Source organism: Vibrio crassostreae 9ZC13 (assembly GCF_000272045.2).
GTDB classification, from domain to species: domain Bacteria; phylum Pseudomonadota; class Gammaproteobacteria; order Enterobacterales; family Vibrionaceae; genus Vibrio; species Vibrio crassostreae_C.
Map to the genome: position 1 here is coordinate 633,378 of NZ_AJYZ02000019.1, position 17,596 is coordinate 650,973.

14 protein-coding genes and 1 pseudogene are annotated in these 17,596 nt (G+C 43.7%); 7 read left to right on the plus strand and 8 right to left on the minus strand.

From position 1 onward, the window contains the following. Positions 1 to 13 precede the first annotated feature (13 nt). The 3 genes from A136_RS04185 to mrdA all read left to right on the plus strand — a co-directional run bounded on the left by A136_RS04185 (position 14) and on the right by mrdA (position 5,971). Positions 14 to 1,921: a sensor domain-containing phosphodiesterase gene (locus A136_RS04185; protein WP_017064598.1), complete on the plus strand. Its 1,908-nt coding sequence runs from the start codon at positions 14 to 16 to the stop codon at positions 1,919 to 1,921. Between the two features lie 119 nt (positions 1,922 to 2,040). Then, positions 2,041 to 3,696, plus strand: a complete 1,656-nt coding sequence (locus A136_RS04190) for an ABC-ATPase domain-containing protein (RefSeq protein ID WP_017064599.1) — start codon at positions 2,041 to 2,043, stop codon at positions 3,694 to 3,696. Positions 3,697 to 4,072: 376 nt separating this feature from the next. Continuing rightward, a complete protein-coding gene (gene mrdA, locus A136_RS04195; RefSeq protein WP_017064600.1) occupies positions 4,073 to 5,971 on the plus strand; it encodes a penicillin-binding protein 2 in 1,899 nt (632 codons plus the stop codon). A 145-nt stretch (positions 5,972 to 6,116) separates the two neighbouring features. Here mrdA and A136_RS04200 read toward each other — a convergent pair whose 3' ends face one another. Then, positions 6,117 to 6,737: a DNA-J related domain-containing protein gene (locus A136_RS04200; RefSeq protein WP_029235236.1), complete on the minus strand. Its 621-nt coding sequence runs from the start codon at positions 6,735 to 6,737 to the stop codon at positions 6,117 to 6,119. A 309-nt stretch (positions 6,738 to 7,046) separates the two neighbouring features. Then, the gene (locus A136_RS04205; protein WP_017060073.1) at positions 7,047 to 7,886 is read right to left on the minus strand and encodes an isopenicillin N synthase family dioxygenase; all 840 of its coding nucleotides are present in this window, start codon (positions 7,884 to 7,886) and stop codon (positions 7,047 to 7,049) included. Between the two features lie 201 nt (positions 7,887 to 8,087). Between A136_RS04205 and A136_RS04210 the strand changes: the two genes are divergently transcribed. Further along, on the plus strand, positions 8,088 to 8,696 hold the full coding sequence (locus tag A136_RS04210; protein WP_017064602.1) for a DUF2238 domain-containing protein: 609 nt from the start codon (positions 8,088 to 8,090) through the stop codon (positions 8,694 to 8,696). Positions 8,697 to 8,821: 125 nt separating this feature from the next. Here the strand turns inward: A136_RS04210 and A136_RS04215 are convergent, their stop codons facing one another. From A136_RS04215 to A136_RS04235, 5 genes are all read right to left on the minus strand, one after another. After that, positions 8,822 to 9,073, minus strand: a complete 252-nt coding sequence (locus A136_RS04215) for a hypothetical protein (protein WP_017060071.1) — start codon at positions 9,071 to 9,073, stop codon at positions 8,822 to 8,824. A 21-nt stretch (positions 9,074 to 9,094) separates the two neighbouring features. After that, positions 9,095 to 10,000: a DMT family transporter gene (locus tag A136_RS04220; RefSeq protein WP_017064603.1), complete on the minus strand. Its 906-nt coding sequence runs from the start codon at positions 9,998 to 10,000 to the stop codon at positions 9,095 to 9,097. 48 nt (positions 10,001 to 10,048) lie between these two features. Continuing rightward, positions 10,049 to 11,740 (minus strand): SgrR family transcriptional regulator, encoded by a 1,692-nt coding sequence (locus A136_RS04225; RefSeq protein WP_017064604.1) that lies wholly within the window; start codon positions 11,738 to 11,740, stop codon positions 10,049 to 10,051. 153 nt (positions 11,741 to 11,893) lie between these two features. Then, a complete protein-coding gene (locus tag A136_RS04230) occupies positions 11,894 to 12,127 on the minus strand; it encodes a DUF3389 domain-containing protein (protein ID WP_017064605.1) in 234 nt (77 codons plus the stop codon). 95 nt (positions 12,128 to 12,222) lie between these two features. After that, positions 12,223 to 12,648, minus strand: coding sequence for a hotdog fold thioesterase (locus tag A136_RS04235; RefSeq protein ID WP_017060067.1), 426 nt, complete (start codon positions 12,646 to 12,648; stop codon positions 12,223 to 12,225). A gap of 139 nt (positions 12,649 to 12,787) precedes the next feature. Here A136_RS04235 and A136_RS04240 point away from each other — a divergent pair, with 139 nt between their 5' ends. After that, the gene (locus A136_RS04240) at positions 12,788 to 13,576 is read left to right on the plus strand and encodes a M48 family metallopeptidase (protein WP_017060066.1); all 789 of its coding nucleotides are present in this window, start codon (positions 12,788 to 12,790) and stop codon (positions 13,574 to 13,576) included. A gap of 136 nt (positions 13,577 to 13,712) precedes the next feature. On the opposite strand, the gene A136_RS04245 is transcribed toward A136_RS04240, so the two are convergent. Then, positions 13,713 to 14,795 (minus strand): site-2 protease family protein, encoded by a 1,083-nt coding sequence (locus A136_RS04245; RefSeq protein ID WP_017060065.1) that lies wholly within the window; start codon positions 14,793 to 14,795, stop codon positions 13,713 to 13,715. Between the two features lie 358 nt (positions 14,796 to 15,153). On the opposite strand from A136_RS04245, the gene A136_RS04250 reads away from it, so the two are divergent. Together A136_RS04250 and A136_RS04255 are read left to right on the plus strand one after the other, a co-directional pair. Beyond that, a complete protein-coding gene (locus A136_RS04250) occupies positions 15,154 to 16,413 on the plus strand; it encodes an outer membrane protein transport protein (RefSeq protein WP_017064607.1) in 1,260 nt (419 codons plus the stop codon). Between the two features lie 13 nt (positions 16,414 to 16,426). After that, a pseudogene (locus A136_RS04255) lies at positions 16,427 to 17,596 on the plus strand (VolA/Pla-1 family phospholipase); the annotation flags it as partial.

The window sequence follows — 17,596 nt, forward strand, 5'->3', positions numbered from 1 at the left end:
GACTCGGAGTCATATGAAGAAAATAAAAACTCTCGATTTAGATATCCCAGACGATATGGAGCACGGTTGGCAGAATATTGTCGACCTCTTAGCTCAAATTACTCAAGTGCCCGCAGCACTAATCATGCGCGTTCACGCCAATTACATTGAAGTTTTTTCAACCAGTCGTAGCGAGAACAACCCATACAACAAAGGTGATTCTGAAACGCTGGGGAATGGGCTGTACTGCGAAACAGTGATGGAAACTCAACGACAGCTTCTTGTGCCTAACGCGCTTGCCGATCCTAAGTGGGACAACAACCCAGACATCAAACTCGGCTTAGTCTCCTATTGTGGTATTCCATTACTTTGGCCTAACGGTGAACTGTTTGGCACCATTTGTATCTTGGACTCGAAAGAGAATCACTACACCCCTACTTATATCAAACTGTTAGAGAGCTTTCGGACTTCGATTGAATCTCAGCTTAAAACCCTATTCCAACACGCCAAGCTTACCCAAATGAATCGCGACCTAAAAAACCGTGTTTACAATCGCACTAAAGATCTCGCGAGCCTTAATTACTCGTTGAATCAAGAAATTGATAAACGAAAAGCGGCTGAACAGAAGATTAACTTCCAAAAGAATCACGACCTCGGCACCGGCTTTTTAAACCGAAACGCATTTGAATCTCGCTTAAACCACAAGCTACTGTCACAGAGAAGGCTGACAGACAGCTCATTTGCAGTCGTTCATATTGGTTTTACCAACGGTAGACGCATACAAGCACGCTACGGCTATAACGCGTTAGACCAAGTGCTTGTTGAATACCGAAAACGCATCGACTGTATTTCTGATATCGATGTATTAACTGCACGCCCTACTTCGGTTGACCTCGTATTGGCATTTAGCGTTAAAGATTTACACCATCGCCTTGAAGAACTTTGCCAGACGCTCGTTAAAGTTGGTCATTCAGAATTCGACATCGAAAGTGACAAAGTGCATTTGCACGCGTTTATTGGGATTGCAATTACGAACGACGAAGATGACGCGGAAAGCATTCTGCAGAAATCTTCTGAAGCGATGTTAGCCTGCAAAGATTCAGGACAAAAGTTCGCTTACTACTCTCAATCCCATACCGAAGAACAAACTCACATTAATAAGATCGAAGGCTATTTGCTTCAAGCCGTTCGTAATGATGACCTTATGCTCTACTTTCAACCCAAAGTTAGCCCGTTGACGCATCGCTGGATCGGTGCTGAAGCTTTGCTTCGTTGGCGACATCCTGTTTTGGGTGATATCTCTAACGAAACCCTGATCCACATGGCTGAACAAAACGGTTTGATTTTCGAAGTGGGCAGCTTTGTTTTACGCAATGCGATTGAAAAAGCCAAAGAGTGGTCCGAATACGTTGAAGATTTCAAGATGGCTGTGAATGTGTCTGCAATTCAACTCAAGAACGTACACTTTGCGGAACAAGTGGTTCACCTACTCGAAACCTATCATTTAGAGCCTCGTTTCTTAGAACTTGAAGTTACGGAGAGTGGACTGATAGCAGATGAAGTGGTTGCCAAGAATACCTTGGGATCTTTGCACGATATTGGCGTTACATTGTCACTAGATGACTTCGGTACGGGCTACGCCTCCTTCAGTTATCTGAAGAAGTTCCCATTCGACACCATTAAGATTGATAAGAGCTTTATCGACCAAATGCTCAACTCACACGAAGACTCGGAAATTGTTCGTTCTATTGTCCAAATTGCCAAAAAGCTCGACTTAAAAGTGACGATTGAAGGCATAGAAACGGAGGTTCAGGAGCAATTTATTATTAACGAAGGCTGCGATGTGGGCCAAGGTTACCTTTACGGAAGACCAATGCCGAGCCAAGAATTCGAACACAGCTTAATCAATCAAAACTATTTGGGGACAACTCGTTACGCTTAAAGCGAAAAAGAGCAGTTAGTTTTGGATTTAGGCCTACTTTCTCTTTACTCTAAAGGTGGTGATTTTTATAATCGCCGCCTTTCGTTTTTATCTTTCCCCTTATATAGGCATTCCTCGTTATGGATCAGTTGACTGCAAAGCTTAAAAAGCTCGAAAAACAAAACTACCGTGCATATCAACAAATTAAAGGTCAATACGACTTTGCTGATTTTGAATTACACATCGACCACATCCAAGGTGACCCATACGCGTCAGCTTCTCGTTTTCGTGCAACGCGCGCGTGGTCTTTGACCGGGTTAGATTGGCTGAAAGAAAAATCTTACGAATACCAAGTAGCCGCTCGTGACTTTATCGCACGTAGCTTCTCTGAGTTCGCGAAACAAGAGTCGACCGTTTCTATCGCGCTGACGGGTCAAACCGTATTAGACAACACAGCTGTTGTATTCACAGACCACGGCATCGAAATTCGTTTCCGTATTAATTTACCAGCTGATGGTCGTAGCATTCTTGCTAAGAAAGCGAACAACATCATCACTTTCTACTTACCGAAGTTTATTCGTCGCGCGACGCTTGAGCGTGAGTTAAACATCGATGCAATGATCAAACATTGTGAAGCCGTTGAAGACCAAGAAGCGCTGCGTGCTCAATTGGATGAAAACAACCTAGCCGCTTTCGTTGCAAACGGCAGTGTGTTACCTCGTATCGCGGGTAACTGCGACCTTCCAATGAAAGACGCGGTACCTTTCGCGGCTCCAGAATCATTGAGTGTTACGTTAAATACTCCAAACCAAGGTGACGTGACCGGCCTAGGCATTCCAAAAGGCATTACGCTGATCGTTGGTGGTGGTTTCCATGGTAAATCGACACTGTTGAACGCCGTTGAACGTTCTATCTACAACCATATTCCTGGTGACGGTCGCGAAGGCATTGTAACTGCGATTGATACGATGAAGATCCGCGCTGAAGATGGTCGATGTGTGCACAGCTTGAACCTGTCAAACTACATCAACCATTTACCAATGCAGAAAGACACATCTGACTTCAGCACACAAGATGCGTCAGGTTCTACGTCTCAAGCGGCTTGGTTACAAGAATCGATTGAAGCCGGCGTTCAAACTCTACTTATCGATGAAGATACGTCAGCGACTAACTTCATGATTCGTGACGAGCGTATGCAAGCGCTAGTGTCAAAAGGCGATGAGCCAATCACACCACTTGTCGACCGCATTGGTCAGCTTCGTGAAGAGATGGATATCTCTACCATTGTTGTAATGGGTGGCTCTGGTGATTACCTAGATGTCGCGAACACTGTGATTCAAATGCACGACTACCAAGCGGTAGATGTGACTGAAAAAGCAAAAGACGTGATTGCTCAGCACCCTACTCAGCGTACTAACGAATGTGAAACTGCTTTAGAAACGTTTGTACCGCGTTCATTGAACCGTGCTTCACTGATGAACATTCTGACTGACGGTAAATTCCGTGTTAATGCTAAAGGCAAAGAGTCACTGCGTTTTGGTAAAGAGTTTGCAGACCTTTCTGCGCTTGAGCAATTAGAATCACCGTCTGAAGTGAATGCGATCGGTTGGGCTTGGTTCCAATTCGCACAAACTCCAGGTTGGTCAAACAACCCTGCTAAAGAGTTTAACGCTATTTTAGAAAACGAATGGCACGCTAACATGCCTAACTACGGTGACCTAGCGAAACCAAGAACGTTAGATGTGATGGCTGCTCTGAACCGTATGCGTAAATCTCAGTTCAAGCCTTCGAACTGATTTCGTTAAATATCGGATTTATTGTGCTTCTAGGTTTTTGAAGTTTTAATCTTCTAATTTACTAAAGCTTCTAAGCCACTAAATAAGCAAATTAACCTTCTACGGCTCTCATTCTGAGGGCCGTAAATTTATCTAACCTCTTTTGACCTAACCTCTAGTGTCGTCAAAACTCTTGAACTTTATAAATTCATAAAACCAATCTTTACATCAATTACTTATCATCTTTTGTAATGAGAAAATTAAAGGCACTGTTTACCGCCATCTAATGCTGTCGATCCCTCAAAACATGACACAGCTTTTACAAAACCCTAGTGATATTCAGATAAAGTCCCGATTCGACAAGTGTAACCAAATGTAACAGACCCTTGAGGCTTCAATGAATCATAAACGCGTTAAGATGCGTGACCATAAAATCGAAGTGAACCTATTCAAAAACCGCGTAATCGTCGCGTTTTGTGGGATCTTGATGTTCACTCTTGTCTTAGTCGGCAATTTATACCGACTTCAAGTTGAAAATTTTAAAAGCTATCAAACTCGTGCCGATGGCAACAGAATCAAAGTATTACCTATCGCCCCTACTCGTGGACTTATTTACGACCGTAACGGCGTGTTGCTTGCAGAGAACAAGCTTGTCTTTGATCTAACCATGATTCCTGAGCAAACCGATGATGTCGATGCAATGCTCACCAAGCTAGACAAATATGTCCCCCGTGATGCAGAGCAGATCGCTCGTTTCAAAAAACGCTATCACAACACCCGCCGTTTTAAATCTGTGACTATTCTAGAGAACTTAACGGAGGAAGAGATCGCCAAGTTCTCCGTGCACCAGTACCAGTTCCCCGGCTTATCTATAGATACCAGCTTAAAGCGTTTTTACCCGAATGGTGAGGTTCTTACCCACGTTCTTGGTTACGTGGCGCATATCAACGATAGCGATCTAAGAAAACTTGAAGAACAAGGGATAGATGCGAATTATCAAGCTACAACAATTATAGGTAAACTCGGCGTTGAGCGTTATTACGAAGATATCCTACATGGAACCAAGGGCTATCAGGAAGTAGAAGTAAATAGCCGCGGACGAGTTGTTCGAACGATTGAATACGTGCCTCCAGTAGCCGGCAAAGATATCGTGCTAAATATCGACCTTGAACTGCAAAAATACGTTTTTGAGCAACTTGACCATAGAACTGGCAGCGCAGTTATTCTCGATCCAAAAGACAACAGCGTGTTAGCGATGGCATCAAGCCCGAGTTACGACCCTAACCTTTTTGTCGACGGCATTTCGAGTAAGAACTATCAACGCTTATTGAATGACCCTGCTCACCCGTTGGTAAACCGTACGACTCTAGGTGTTTATCCTCCTGCATCAACTGTTAAACCATTTATGGCTGTGGCAGGACTGCAAGAGCATGTTATCTCTGAAGATACAATTCGTAACGACCATGGGGTATGGAGAATTCCCGGTTCAAAACGAAACTCCAAATCGTGGCGTGACTGGAAACGTTGGGGGCACGGGCCTGTTGATGTCACCCAAGCGATTGAAGAGTCAGTGGATTCATTCTTTTATCAAACCGCTTTTGATTTGGGTATTGACCGAATCTCAAGTTGGATGAACCGATTTGGATTTGGTGAACCGACAGGTATCGACATCTATGAAGAAAGTACCGCCAACATGCCGACTCGAGAATGGAAAATGATGCGTTATCGCACCCCTTGGTATCAGGGCGACACAGTACCGATTGGTATTGGCCAAGGTTATTGGACTTCGACACCGATGCAACTTGCTAAAGCAACTTCAGTATTGGTTAATCATGGTAAGGTGATGCCACCGCATATCTTACGAGCTACCTTAGACCACGGTGAAGATTTCAGTACCCAAAAACTTGTCGAACCGGAGCCAATGCCCTCAATCACTGAAGTACCGGATAGAATTTGGGATGTGCCCATCAACGCGATGCGACTCGTGAACCACGGAAGTCGAGGCAGCGGCAGGCGTGCATTTAAGGGAACTAAATACACGAGCGGCGGTAAATCAGGAACTGCACAAGTGTTTGATCTTGCGAAAGATCAGGTCTACAACTCGAAGAAACTCGCTAGGCATCTACTTGACCACGCGCTTTACACAGCTTTCGCACCTTATGAACACCCTGAATATGTCGCGACTGTGGTCATTGAACACGGTAACGGCGGCTCGAAAGTCGGCGCACCTTATATCCGTAAAGTACTCGACTATGCCTTTGAGCATAAAAGTGGTGAGAGCAAAGATCACTCCTAGCACCAACAACTTAAGTCGCTACAACACATAACGTATTTACCCAAAACATAACGTAATTTCGACAAAGCCCCACTTGTATCACTCACAATGTGGGGCTTTCCGTTTTAGGGTTCTGAGCAATTAGACAGCTAGAAATGCCTCTCGATTATGAGCTTCTTAATACATGCCATGCTTCACAGAGCGTCTGAAATTTTGCGGTGTTGCCTTCGTCTCTGTCCGGATGCCATCTCAATGCCAGTTGTCGCCAACGTTTTCTAATTTCATGGTGTGTCGCGCCTAAAGGTAACTCAAACAGGTTCAATGCTCGACTTCGATCCATATCGAGTTCATCACCACCCACATACTTTCTATACCGAGTCCAAAATTCGTTCAACAGCCTTTTGACTTCACCTTCATCCGCTTCATAGTTAACCCAATTAATGTAGTATTCTCGAAGTGGGTCTTGATGATCGATGCTGTGACTGCTTCCGTGATAACGACCATTCATCAATTCGATGTCCATCGCTTGGACTTGGAGCCAACCATCTGGGTGTAAGGTTTCTTGAAGCTGATAAAGCGCATTCATGATAAGGAAGTTCTTTTTAAACAACTCTTTCTCAGGCACAGCATCCAACACTGGCACAAACCCAAGATCGTTCAGATGAGCTGCCAATGTGTGTACTTTCCATCCGCTTGGCTTTTGCTTAAGCACTTCCATTATCGGCCAAAGCAATGGGTTTTCCATATGGCAATGAAAGTTTGCTCTCACATCTTGATAATTCGACATAGTTGACTCAGTTAGCTTCTCTGAATTAATGGATTTCTAGAACTGTGGATACTATAAGTAACCTGTTTCGCATCCGTTGCGTATCTTCTTTAATTGAAAGCGATTTTCTAAGATTTGTCGAGCTTAAGGACAAACAACTTTCTAACGTTTGGCTTAAAGGCACCTTTTATCGTCAAAACTGAGTACCATTTCGTTGAATATAACCGTTAGTAATAAAGCCGCAATTCTTTGGTACGGATACAAAAAAGGTCAGCGACTTAGCTGACCTTTCACATCTATCCCAATTTTAGGGACGAAGCATTGAACTGACTAGATAACGCCAAGCTCTCTTAGACGTTCCATTAGGTATTCGTTTGCTGTGTACTTTTCAGATAGCACTACTTCTGGTTTCGGGTGAAGGAATAGAGGCAAAGAGATACGAGACTTCTCTTGGCGTTCACCTGATGGGTTGATTACACGGTGAGTTGTCGATGGGAAGTAACCACCAGATGCTTCTTGAAGCATGTCACCGATGTTGATGATCATGTTACCGAAGTCACATGGAACATCTAGCCACTCGTCATTTTGAGCTTTAACTTGAAGGCCCGGCTCGCTTGCAGCAGGAAGAACCGTCAGTAAGTTGATGTCTTCGTGTGCCGCAGCGCGGATTGCACCTGGCTCTTCATCACCTTGCATTGGTGGGTAGTGAAGAACACGAAGCAGAGTCTGTTCACTGCCGTTGATCATTTCTGATAACGCAATAGAGAATTTCTCTTGTACTTCTTTAGGAGCATGAGCTTCAACCCAACCTAGCAGCTCTTGAGCAAAAGCATTCGCACGTTGGTAGTAATCTAGAATCTGTTCTTTCAGCTGTTCAGGGATTTGGCCCCAAGGGTATACGTGAAAGTACTCTTTGATGTCTTTTACAGTGTGGCCTTTAGCAACTTCAGACACTGAAGGTGGAAAATATCCATCTTGTGTTTCAACATTAAAGTGGAAGTTCTCTTTCTCTTCAGAGATGAAGAATTGGTACCAGTTTTCGTAAATTGACTCAACAAGCTCTTTCGGGATTGGGTGGTTCTTAAGAACACCAAAACCAGTTTCACGTAGAGAGCGAACAAATTGTTCTGCTGCGTCGTCAGCAAGGTAATCGACAGTTTCCAGTTTCATGACTTTCTTTCTTGTTATGTAGTAATAGAGCGATTTTAAGGATCGCTTTGTTGTAAATCAAACTTTTGTGAAACTCTAGCAACCGTTTGTCTAGATACTGGGCGATAACACCACTTTTCAACAAATCTGGTGATTAAGAGCCAATTGAACACTGTTCATTATTGTGTAACACTATTAAAAACTTCGACGAGAGATCTTGATATGACAATCACGCCACTTGCTCAAAATAGACCATTACTGTCATTGACGACGCTGTATCTGATTGTGTTTCTATTTTCAGCGTTTGCTCCCTCTTCAAGAGCGGTATGGATTGCCGAAATTGTCCCAGCGCTCGCGATATTGGTCGGTATTTGGTGGTTATCAACAAAGCTCACCTTCACTAAGACAGCTTACGTTTTGATGTTTATCTGGCTGATTTTGCATACGATAGGCGCAAAATATACCTTCGCGGAAGTGCCATTTGATTGGTTCAATAACATGATAGGTTCAGAACGGAATAACTTTGACCGTGTCGCGCATTTCTCTATTGGCCTTTATGCTTACCCACTCGCTGAGTACTTGATTCGTAAAAAACTGGCTCAACCGGTGCTGGCATGTTTCTTTGCGCTATTTGCGATTATGAGTGTTGCTGCAGGTTATGAAATTATCGAGTGGTGGTACGCGGAGATCGCAGGTGGTGATGAAGGTATCGCATTCCTTGGTTCACAAGGCGATATTTGGGATGCACAGAAAGATATGCTGTGTGACACCACGGGCGCAATTGTCTCGCTATTACTTCTTAAGCTTCAAGGGCGTGTCAATGCTTACTAAGCTCAATTATTTACACTGAGTATCAAAAGCAACGTTGAAATGCCACACACAAACCGTGCTGTGGCATTTTTAGTTTCAGCATTGTTTGCTCGTTTTAATATGACTGGTCGTTTCATCGTGACAGGTTATTTCATCGTTACCTTGCCACCAACAAACTTGTAGGCTGGCGTACCTCGAACCAAAGTGTCTCGCGCAAATTCAATCCCGCATTCAGGGCACACACATGGTTTTGTCGTGAAATCTTCAACGATACGCTCCTTAAAACATTTCACGAGTGCACCTTTGCCACCTTTCCGATACTTAAAAAGCTGCGTTTTACATTTGGCACAGAAAATCTGAACCGTCTTGGTCGGTTGTTTCTTGTTTGGTTTAGCCATAGAAGTTAATGATTGAACTCTTTATTTCTTAAGTTTAGGGGCGACAAGAACCAAGCTTATCCCTAGAAGTATAACGGTTGATGAGACTATAAATTGCATGGTGACAGGTTCAGATAAAAGTAATACACCACCAAGTGTCGCGATAACTGGAACAGAAAGCTGTGCAATAGACGCCACCACGGTATTCAGCTTTTTCACCACGTAATACCACAAACTATAACCCACACCAGAAGCCACAGAGCCCGATATAACCGCGTAAATCAAACCTTGTTCAGTGATAGACACTTGCGTTAACGCATTAGGAATCAAAACTAACAAGCTTAATGCCAAAAGGATAACTAGCGAACTGAATCCAAAGTTAGCGGTGGTCGATTGCAGTGCGTTTGACGATGTCTTTCCTGCCAATGTGTAAATGCCCCACCCAACTCCGGCCAGAGACATCAAGATAATAGAAACTAAATCAGGTGCCTGTGTCGATTCCGTTGGCATTAATAAATAAACAAGCCCTGCTACCGATAACAAACATCCGCCCCATTCAATCAATGACATTCTGTTGCCAGAAAACAAGTGCGCGGCAATCATCGTAAATTGCACCGCGACAAACAACACCAGAGCACCAAGACCTGCGCCAAGCTCTAAGTAAGCAAACGAAAAACCAAACATATACACGAGCAGTGACAATATTGATGTGAGTTGAAACTGTGATTTGAGCTTTGTGTATAGCGATGTGTTACTTGCTAACTCACTTTTAGCTTTAGATTGGGAAGATAAAGCTAATAAAATCAAAAGCGTAAGCGCACCAGATAAGATGCGAACGATCGAAAAGCTCAAAGGATCGATCGTTTGATCCATTAAGGCCCAGCGACACAGAACTGAATTAGCAGCAAATGCCACCAGCGTAATAAATGTAACCATCAGAGTTTGCATCGTTTTTCCTAAATGAGTTATTTGGTCCTAATTGAGTTTTCTTGGATTTCAATCAACGTCAGGCTTCACCCAAACTTGGCTAAAGTCGAACCAACCTAATGCATTACATTTCGCGTTTTGCAACGTACCACATTGATCTTTATTGACGCCTAACCAGCAATGGAACATCGGGATCAATTGATTGCTTTGGACTAGTTGTTTACCTAACTGTCTTGCTGGGAATTGCTCGAATTCACCAGAACGCCAACGGTCAATCATGTGACACCATTGGTCGAAGTCTTCTGCCGGGCTAGATTCATCAAGAAAACTGTAGTCCATTAACCAGCCAGCCAAGGCGTCGTCTCTGTTATTGGCGATGCCCATAGGGTTAATCCAAACATCAACATCATCGGCGTGCGGAGGATCGGTTTCGTAACCGTAAAGATCAACATCGACGTTGTATTGCTTCAGCACCGTGACAATCGCCTTTGCAAGCGTTGGGAACATTGGGTGTTGGCATTGATACGCCAATCTTATCGTTGGTTTGGAATTTGCTGGTGGACAAACGGGCACTTTTAACTTTATGTCATACCAACCGGGTTTTATCCCATAAGCGTGTAACACGCCCAAATCGATAACAGTCTCTTTTGGAATATGAACAAACAGATCCGCCGCATTCAACGCGTTAGATAAAAACTGTGCCCATGCGGGATCTTGTGCAATACCTTTCTTTCTATTGAGCAGTAAATACGTGCAGCCAGGATCGAGTTCTACTTCATCGCTATCGCCACGGTCGGCCATAACAGGCTTAGATAGGCTTGGGTAAACCATTGAAGAATAAGCCTCATCCACCACCCAAACTTCAACGCGATCAATTAACGGTCTAAAACCAAAGTACCCATTAAAAGCGGTTAACACGAGTTGTTTCTCGTCGTTCTTTTCAATGCGATAAGGTCCCGTTCCAATCGGTCGAATATCGTAGTCTTCACCACGTAAAGTGATCGGTAATGTGACTTTAGCGACCGATTCCGTTAGTGCGAGGGGAAAATACTTGTCTGGACGTGTGAGAAAAACATCTACTACACAATTTGCAGGTGAAGAGACATCTTTGATATGCGAAAACATGTTGAGAGGTTCGAGTGCAAGCAGTGTATCCACAACATGATTGGTTAACAGAGGTTCCCCGTTATGGAAACGAACACCGGGTCTCAAGAAGAATCGCCATTGGTAATCGCTAATCTGCTGCCACGAGTGCGCAAGATCAGGCTGGAGCTGATCGTTTTCATCCAAACGCGTTAGACCACTGAAGACTTGGCAGGCGATGTGTTGCTCTGAACGACGCATAGACTTTGTCGGATTAAGCATGGATAGCGGACGGTAATAAGGCAAACGAATAACTTGTTCGCCTTCTTGATACTGTACGCCCAAGTAGTTTTGAATAACTTGCGTGAGTTTGGCAGCATTGTGATCAAGCACTGACAGCGCCTGTCCAATTTTTCCTTCCTGCAAGTAGCGTCTTGCTAAGTTCTCGCTGACATCACAACGATTCTGTTTAAAGATAAGTTGAGATAACTTTCCTCGACCTGCTGCAGGTAACCATTCTACCCACCCTTCTTCTTCAAGCTTGTTGAGTACCATTCGGGCATTACGACGGGTACAACAAAGCACATCCGTGATGTCGTCGAGTTGAACATCAGAATCTTTACCATCGAAGTATTCAAACAGGGTTTCAAATTGAACGCGAAGTCTTGGGCTGCTCATAAAGAGGAAAACTTATTCAAAGGACATTGAATTCAGTTTCCCTATTTTATGGCGTAAAATCAATATTACTGACACAATTTTATTGTGAATTATGAGTACGACATCCTAAGATGTTATTCAATCTTAAGGGTTAAGTGCCTTTACCGTAAAGGATTACATTACATCGCAGCCAATTTCATTAGCGATTTCACGGAGCTGCTGTTCATCGTCTAATTTTATCGACCATTTACACTCAGAACCGTTAGCTGAAATAACATTTGCCCCTTTTCCGATCAATTGAATTGCATCAACTTGGGCTTGCAGCGTGACTCTATGCTCCCCATCTAAACGAACAACCAATTCATGTGCGGTTGCGATGACTTTTCCACTTTTAAACGTTATGACCATGGGCTTCTCGGGTTACTTCTTTAAATACTGATTGCTTGTTCTAAGTACTGATTACTTCTTCTAAAGACAAAACCAGCGTACGACTGCCTAGTCTGTTATCGCTTATGTTTCTTAACGGCAATGGTTAAACGGCTGGTACAAACTAAGCGTTGACGATCATCAGTGATATTGATCTGCCATACTTGAGTAGAGACGCCCAAGTGAATAGGCTCAGCAGTACCAATGACATGCCCTTCACGCATTGACCTTACGTGGTTCGCATTGATATCGAGCCCAACGCAATAATAGCCTTCTGGTACGCAGAAGTTTGCAGCCAATGAGCCAAGCGTTTCTGCTAGCACAACCGATGCGCCGCCATGAAGCATACCCAGTGGTTGGTGCGTAAAGTGACAAACCGGCATGGTTGCTACCAAAGAATTGTCATTTACTTCGGTGTAAACAATGTTGAGGTGTTCAATTAAGGTATTTTTTGAGGTCGCGTTGAAGGTATCTAGGTCAACGGGCTTTTTCCAAATACTCATATAGGTTCCCTAATTATTGATCTTGTTATCGCGTGCATAGCTTTTTTCTATATTACCGCTGTTAGTTATCTTACAGCCCTTAGCTATTACGCAAGTTGATGTTAACATGCATAAAAACCGAATACACAGAGGATATTGTATGACGTCATGGATGAAGTTTGCCTCGCTTCTCACACTTGCAGGCCTAACCGCGTGTAGCGCTTCTCCGACAGGCAGAAACCAATTGCTGCTTTTTTCAGATAAAGACATGTCTCAGCTTGGAGCACAGTCTTTTGAACAAATGAAAAAAGAACAACCCATCAGCAAAGATGCCAAAACTAACGCTTATGTACAGTGCGTAGCGAACAGCATCACTCAATATATTCCTAAACAAGGTTTTAGTGAATGGGAAGTTGTTGTGTTTGATAGTGATCAAGTGAACGCATTCGCCCTACCTGGCGGAAAAATCGGTGTATACACAGGGTTACTCAAGGTTGCAGTCAATCAAGACCAACTCGCGACGGTTATCGGTCACGAAGTGGCACACGTTTTAGCGGACCACAGTAATGAGCGCCTTTCTCAGTCTCAAATCGCTAATACGGGCTTATCTATTACTAACGTTGCGTTAGGTGCATCAGAATACAAACAGTATCAAGGTATGACGATGGCCGCGTTAGGGTTAGGCGTTCAATATGGCGTTATTCTACCGTATGGGCGAACTCAAGAGTCTGAAGCCGATGTTGTTGGTTTAGAGTATATGGCTCAAGCAGGTTTCGATCCAAACCAAAGTGTCAACTTGTGGCAAAACATGGCGAAAGCATCAGGGGGTAATCAACCGCCAGAGTTGCTTTCTACGCACCCTTCCCACAGTACGCGTATTAAAGATCTACAAGCAACGATAAAAACGCTTCCTCAATCAGGTTCACCAAGACCAAATTGCAAAGCGTAATCTAAGTAAGAATCGCCTAGCTGGTGTAAATACAAAATGCCCTATCCATATTGGTTAGGGCATTTTCAGTTTCTTGCTTGCTAACAGTTCAAGTGCACTAAGCAGCTGGATAATTCCAACAACAGAAACTCACTCGTTAAGTACCAAGAATTTGTAATGGTAGGCTTAATAGCTGATCACCAGTAGATGCAAAATACCAGATAACACCAATCAAACTGCTCACTAAACCTACATACCAAACGAACGACACGACTTGCCCGTATTTGTCTAACGGTAACAAGTGACTGTGATGACGTCCTTTCCATTCAAACAGTATTTCAACACTGCCCATGATCAATAAGAAACCAAACAGGGTTAAATTCAACTGATAACTCAATACCACACCAGCAACGGCAGCCGCGACACAAAGTACAATGCCAAGCACACTGTTCATCGAGAAACTGATACTTTTAAGAACATGTCCGCCATCGAGAGGCAAAATCGGCAATAGATTGAACAGGTTTAATAGAGCATTAAATACTGCAAGGCCGGCAAAGAACATTTCGCCAGTCGCCCAATACAGCACCATAAATACTAACGACAATATCAGGCCGAACAATGGCCCCATGATTGAGATAACCACATCTTGCCAACGCGTATTAATCTTTTCATCGGATAACGCCAAGCCACCAAGAAATGGTATCAAATAGATCCCTTTGGTTTTCATGCCGAAGTATTTCATCGCTCTAATATGACCGTACTCATGGAACATTAAACAGGCGATTAAGGCCAAAGCGAACTGAATTGAAAACAACCATGAATAGGCCGCTAAACTCGCAGAAGCAAGTACGACCTTGATTAGCTTGGCGCTTTTAAGCGCTTTCATACCAAGCGACACCAACCCAATTAAGCTAAAACGCTTCTCTGGTTTAGGAGCGACAACAGGAGTTTGTTGTTCAATATCTTTGGTGTTTCGATTGCCTTCGGTAATGGTTTGCCCATTCACCGACGCTTTATACGTCATCTCAAACGGTTGCCACTGAACGGTCGATTCAACGTGACACTGCAACGTTTCTTCGCCAGCGCGTAGTGTAAATTCGTGTTTTCGGGCGTCTTCTTGGTCTGTGGTCGCATCTAATTGAGATACCAAAGTGTTATCCCAATACAACTGTTGCCACCCTGCCATTGATCCTTCTAAACGAAGCGGTTTTCCAAGAAACTCTATCGCGAGTAATTCCAAACTTAAAATTCCAATTTAATGACTTCTAACGAGTGTCGATATTATGCCGATTTAGCGAATGGTGGTAAACAGAAACAAAGTTGTTACATATTGAGCTATTGAACACTATTTATACCGCAACGATGCATAAACACTCTGGTCACACCTCCAACCACGAATAAATTATTGATTATACTTATATTATCGATGTTAAAGTGCCGCCCCTTTAAAACATAACCTCACAAAATAACAACTCTTTCTTTGACTTTATATAAAACATGAATTTAACATGCCATTTACATTGGAGCTTCAACACCAAAAATGCTCAGTGTGTTTTCAAACCATAATAACGAAATTCGATGCCCTAGGAGGGTCAAGGATGAAAACAATACAACGCTCTCTCGTTTCACTTTCAGTACTATTTGCATGTAACTCACTTGCGGCTGGTTTCCAAGTTGCTGAGCATTCTGCCTCAGGTCTTGGTCGTGCCTTTTCAGGTGAAGGTGCAGTAGCTGATAACGCGAGTGTACTAGCGAGAAACCCCGCCGCAATGACCCTATTTGATACAGCCCAATTTTCAGGCGCGGTTTCTATCGTTGATCCAGAAGTGGATATTACTCAAAACAATGTTCCAGGTTCTGGCGGACAAAGCCAAGTATCTAAAGACGTAGCGCCATTGCAAGTCGTCCCTGCCGCATACTACATCAGCCCTATTAACGATAAATGGGCTTGGGGCATTGGTATGTTTTCTAACTACGGCGTTGCTACCGATTACCCAGACGATATTTATGCGGGTGATCTTGCAGGTGATACTTCACTAGTGTCAGTGAACTTAAACCCCAATGTGGCGTATCGAGTTAACGACCAGTTTAGTGTTGGTGCGGGTGCGAACCTTGTTTACGCCGAGGCTGAACTAAATCGTCATCAAGGCTCTATTTCGAACATCACTGGAGATCCTGCCTCAACAAAACTGATCAGTATGACAGGTGAAACATTTGCATTTGGTTGGAACGTGGGCGCGTTATATGAACTGAATGAAAACAACCGATTCTCTATCGCTTATCGTTCAGAGGTAGACCTCGACTTTGATGACGGTGACTTTACTGATTACACGGGCAGCATCGTGGAAGGCAGTGCTACGACAACAACAGGACGTCTAAAAATCACGTTGCCTTCGATTATTGAAATTTCAGCTTTCCACCAATTGACCGACCAATGGGCAATTCACTACGGGTGGCAACAAACTGGGTGGAGTAGCTTCAAAGAGCTTAAAGCGACAAGTTCAGATTGTGTAAGTGGCGAGTGTTTTAAAAAGACCGAAGACTACGACGACAATAACCGTTACTCACTGGGTGCAACTTATCAGTTAAACCAAGAATGGACCTTAAGAGCTGGTTTAGCTTATGACGAGCAAGCTGGTGAAGCGACGTTGAGTATTCCTGATAGCGACCGTTTCTGGTACAGCGCAGGTTTAACTTACCAGTACAGCCCTAACCTTTCCTTCGATGCTGGTTTTGCCCTTGTACAAAGTAAAGATGGTGACTTCAAAGAAACCAATGAACTAGGGCAAGAACTTGAATTCTCTGGTGATGCAGTCGCTTACCTATCTGCAATTCAAATGAACTACACCTTCAACTAAACGGAATTAAAACATGAAAAAGTTATTTAATGTTTCGCTGCTCGCTTCAGCAATGTTTCTTGCTGGTTGTGGTGATGACTCTTCGAGTTCAGGTGCGTCAACAGCGATTCAATATGAGCAATACATTCAAGATTCACTCGGACAAGCGACGAGCATCAAGTTTCAATTAACGGGTGCTGATATTGCAGTTCCTCTTCCTAGTTTCGCGTTGATGGATGCTAGCGACGGTACACTTGGCTTGCCGACTGGCGGTGATGACTCATTAACCAACCCTATCGCAGCAATGAATACAATGGATGGCTGGTCAACTTCAATGCCAATTATCATGGACTTTGAAGGTACTGGCTTAGCTGACGGTGTAGCTACTGGTGGGGTTTACCTATTAAAACTTAGCGGCTCACTCACATCTGAAACTGCACCTAGTGTCGCTGGAATATTGACTTTAGGCGTTGATTTCAACGTTCTTTCTAGTGCCTCAACTGACACCTTCACAATTGTGTTCAATGATTCCTTAGATGCTTCAAGTGAATACGTGTTGGCGCTGTCAAATGAACTCACGGATATTAATGGTGATCCTGTTGGCATGTCGGCAAGTTATGCTGCACTGAAATCTAGTGCGGTAACGTACACCGAAGGTAGCCTAGCTCAAGCACAACAAGTCACTCAAGGTGTTGAAAAGATCTTTGCTGGAGCGACGGCTGCAGGTGCTATTAACCTTGATACTGAAAACATCATTTATTCGACGTGGTTTACGACTGAGTCTATAGGTGATTCCCTTTTCGCTACCAAAGCGGCAACAGCTACAGGGTTGGCTGCAGCAAACCTCAATAGCGTTTGGGCAGGTAGCGCAAACCCTAACTCTGTTGACTTGTCGACAGCTTATGCGATGCAGTTTGGAACGTCAGAACCTTTCAAAGATGCACTTAGCGGTGACACTGATTTTGATAAGTATATTGGTGGTGGCGACGCGACTAAGATTACAAAAGCAAAAGTAGCCATCGAGACGATGTATGATGCTTCAGGTGCTAACGTCAATGTTAGCCAAGGGTTCGTTCAACTTCCTCATTACTTAGAGAAAGGCAGTAATGAATGGAACTCTCAACCTTTTGAATCGGGCATGCCGAGCCTTGCCAAAGTTTCAAAGGCTTTAAGCGATAGCGCAGAACAAGCCAATATGGCTGGG

Coding starts and splice junctions, on each gene's coding strand:
- A136_RS04230 (WP_017064605.1), bottom strand. CDS start 12,127: ATGGTCATAACGTTTAAAAGTGGAAAAGTCATCGCAACCGCACATGAA.
- A136_RS04190 (WP_017064599.1), top strand. CDS start 2,041: ATGGATCAGTTGACTGCAAAGCTTAAAAAGCTCGAAAAACAAAACTAC.
- A136_RS04215 (WP_017060071.1), bottom strand. CDS start 9,073: ATGGCTAAACCAAACAAGAAACAACCGACCAAGACGGTTCAGATTTTC.
- A136_RS04225 (WP_017064604.1), bottom strand. CDS start 11,740: ATGAGCAGCCCAAGACTTCGCGTTCAATTTGAAACCCTGTTTGAATAC.
- mrdA (WP_017064600.1), top strand. CDS start 4,073: ATGAATCATAAACGCGTTAAGATGCGTGACCATAAAATCGAAGTGAAC.
- A136_RS04250 (WP_017064607.1), top strand. CDS start 15,154: ATGAAAACAATACAACGCTCTCTCGTTTCACTTTCAGTACTATTTGCA.
- A136_RS04205 (WP_017060073.1), bottom strand. CDS start 7,886: ATGAAACTGGAAACTGTCGATTACCTTGCTGACGACGCAGCAGAACAA.
- A136_RS04235 (WP_017060067.1), bottom strand. CDS start 12,648: ATGAGTATTTGGAAAAAGCCCGTTGACCTAGATACCTTCAACGCGACC.
- A136_RS04240 (WP_017060066.1), top strand. CDS start 12,788: ATGACGTCATGGATGAAGTTTGCCTCGCTTCTCACACTTGCAGGCCTA.
- A136_RS04185 (WP_017064598.1), top strand. CDS start 14: ATGAAGAAAATAAAAACTCTCGATTTAGATATCCCAGACGATATGGAG.
- A136_RS04220 (WP_017064603.1), bottom strand. CDS start 10,000: ATGCAAACTCTGATGGTTACATTTATTACGCTGGTGGCATTTGCTGCT.
- A136_RS04200 (WP_029235236.1), bottom strand. CDS start 6,737: ATGTCGAATTATCAAGATGTGAGAGCAAACTTTCATTGCCATATGGAA.
- A136_RS04210 (WP_017064602.1), top strand. CDS start 8,088: ATGACAATCACGCCACTTGCTCAAAATAGACCATTACTGTCATTGACG.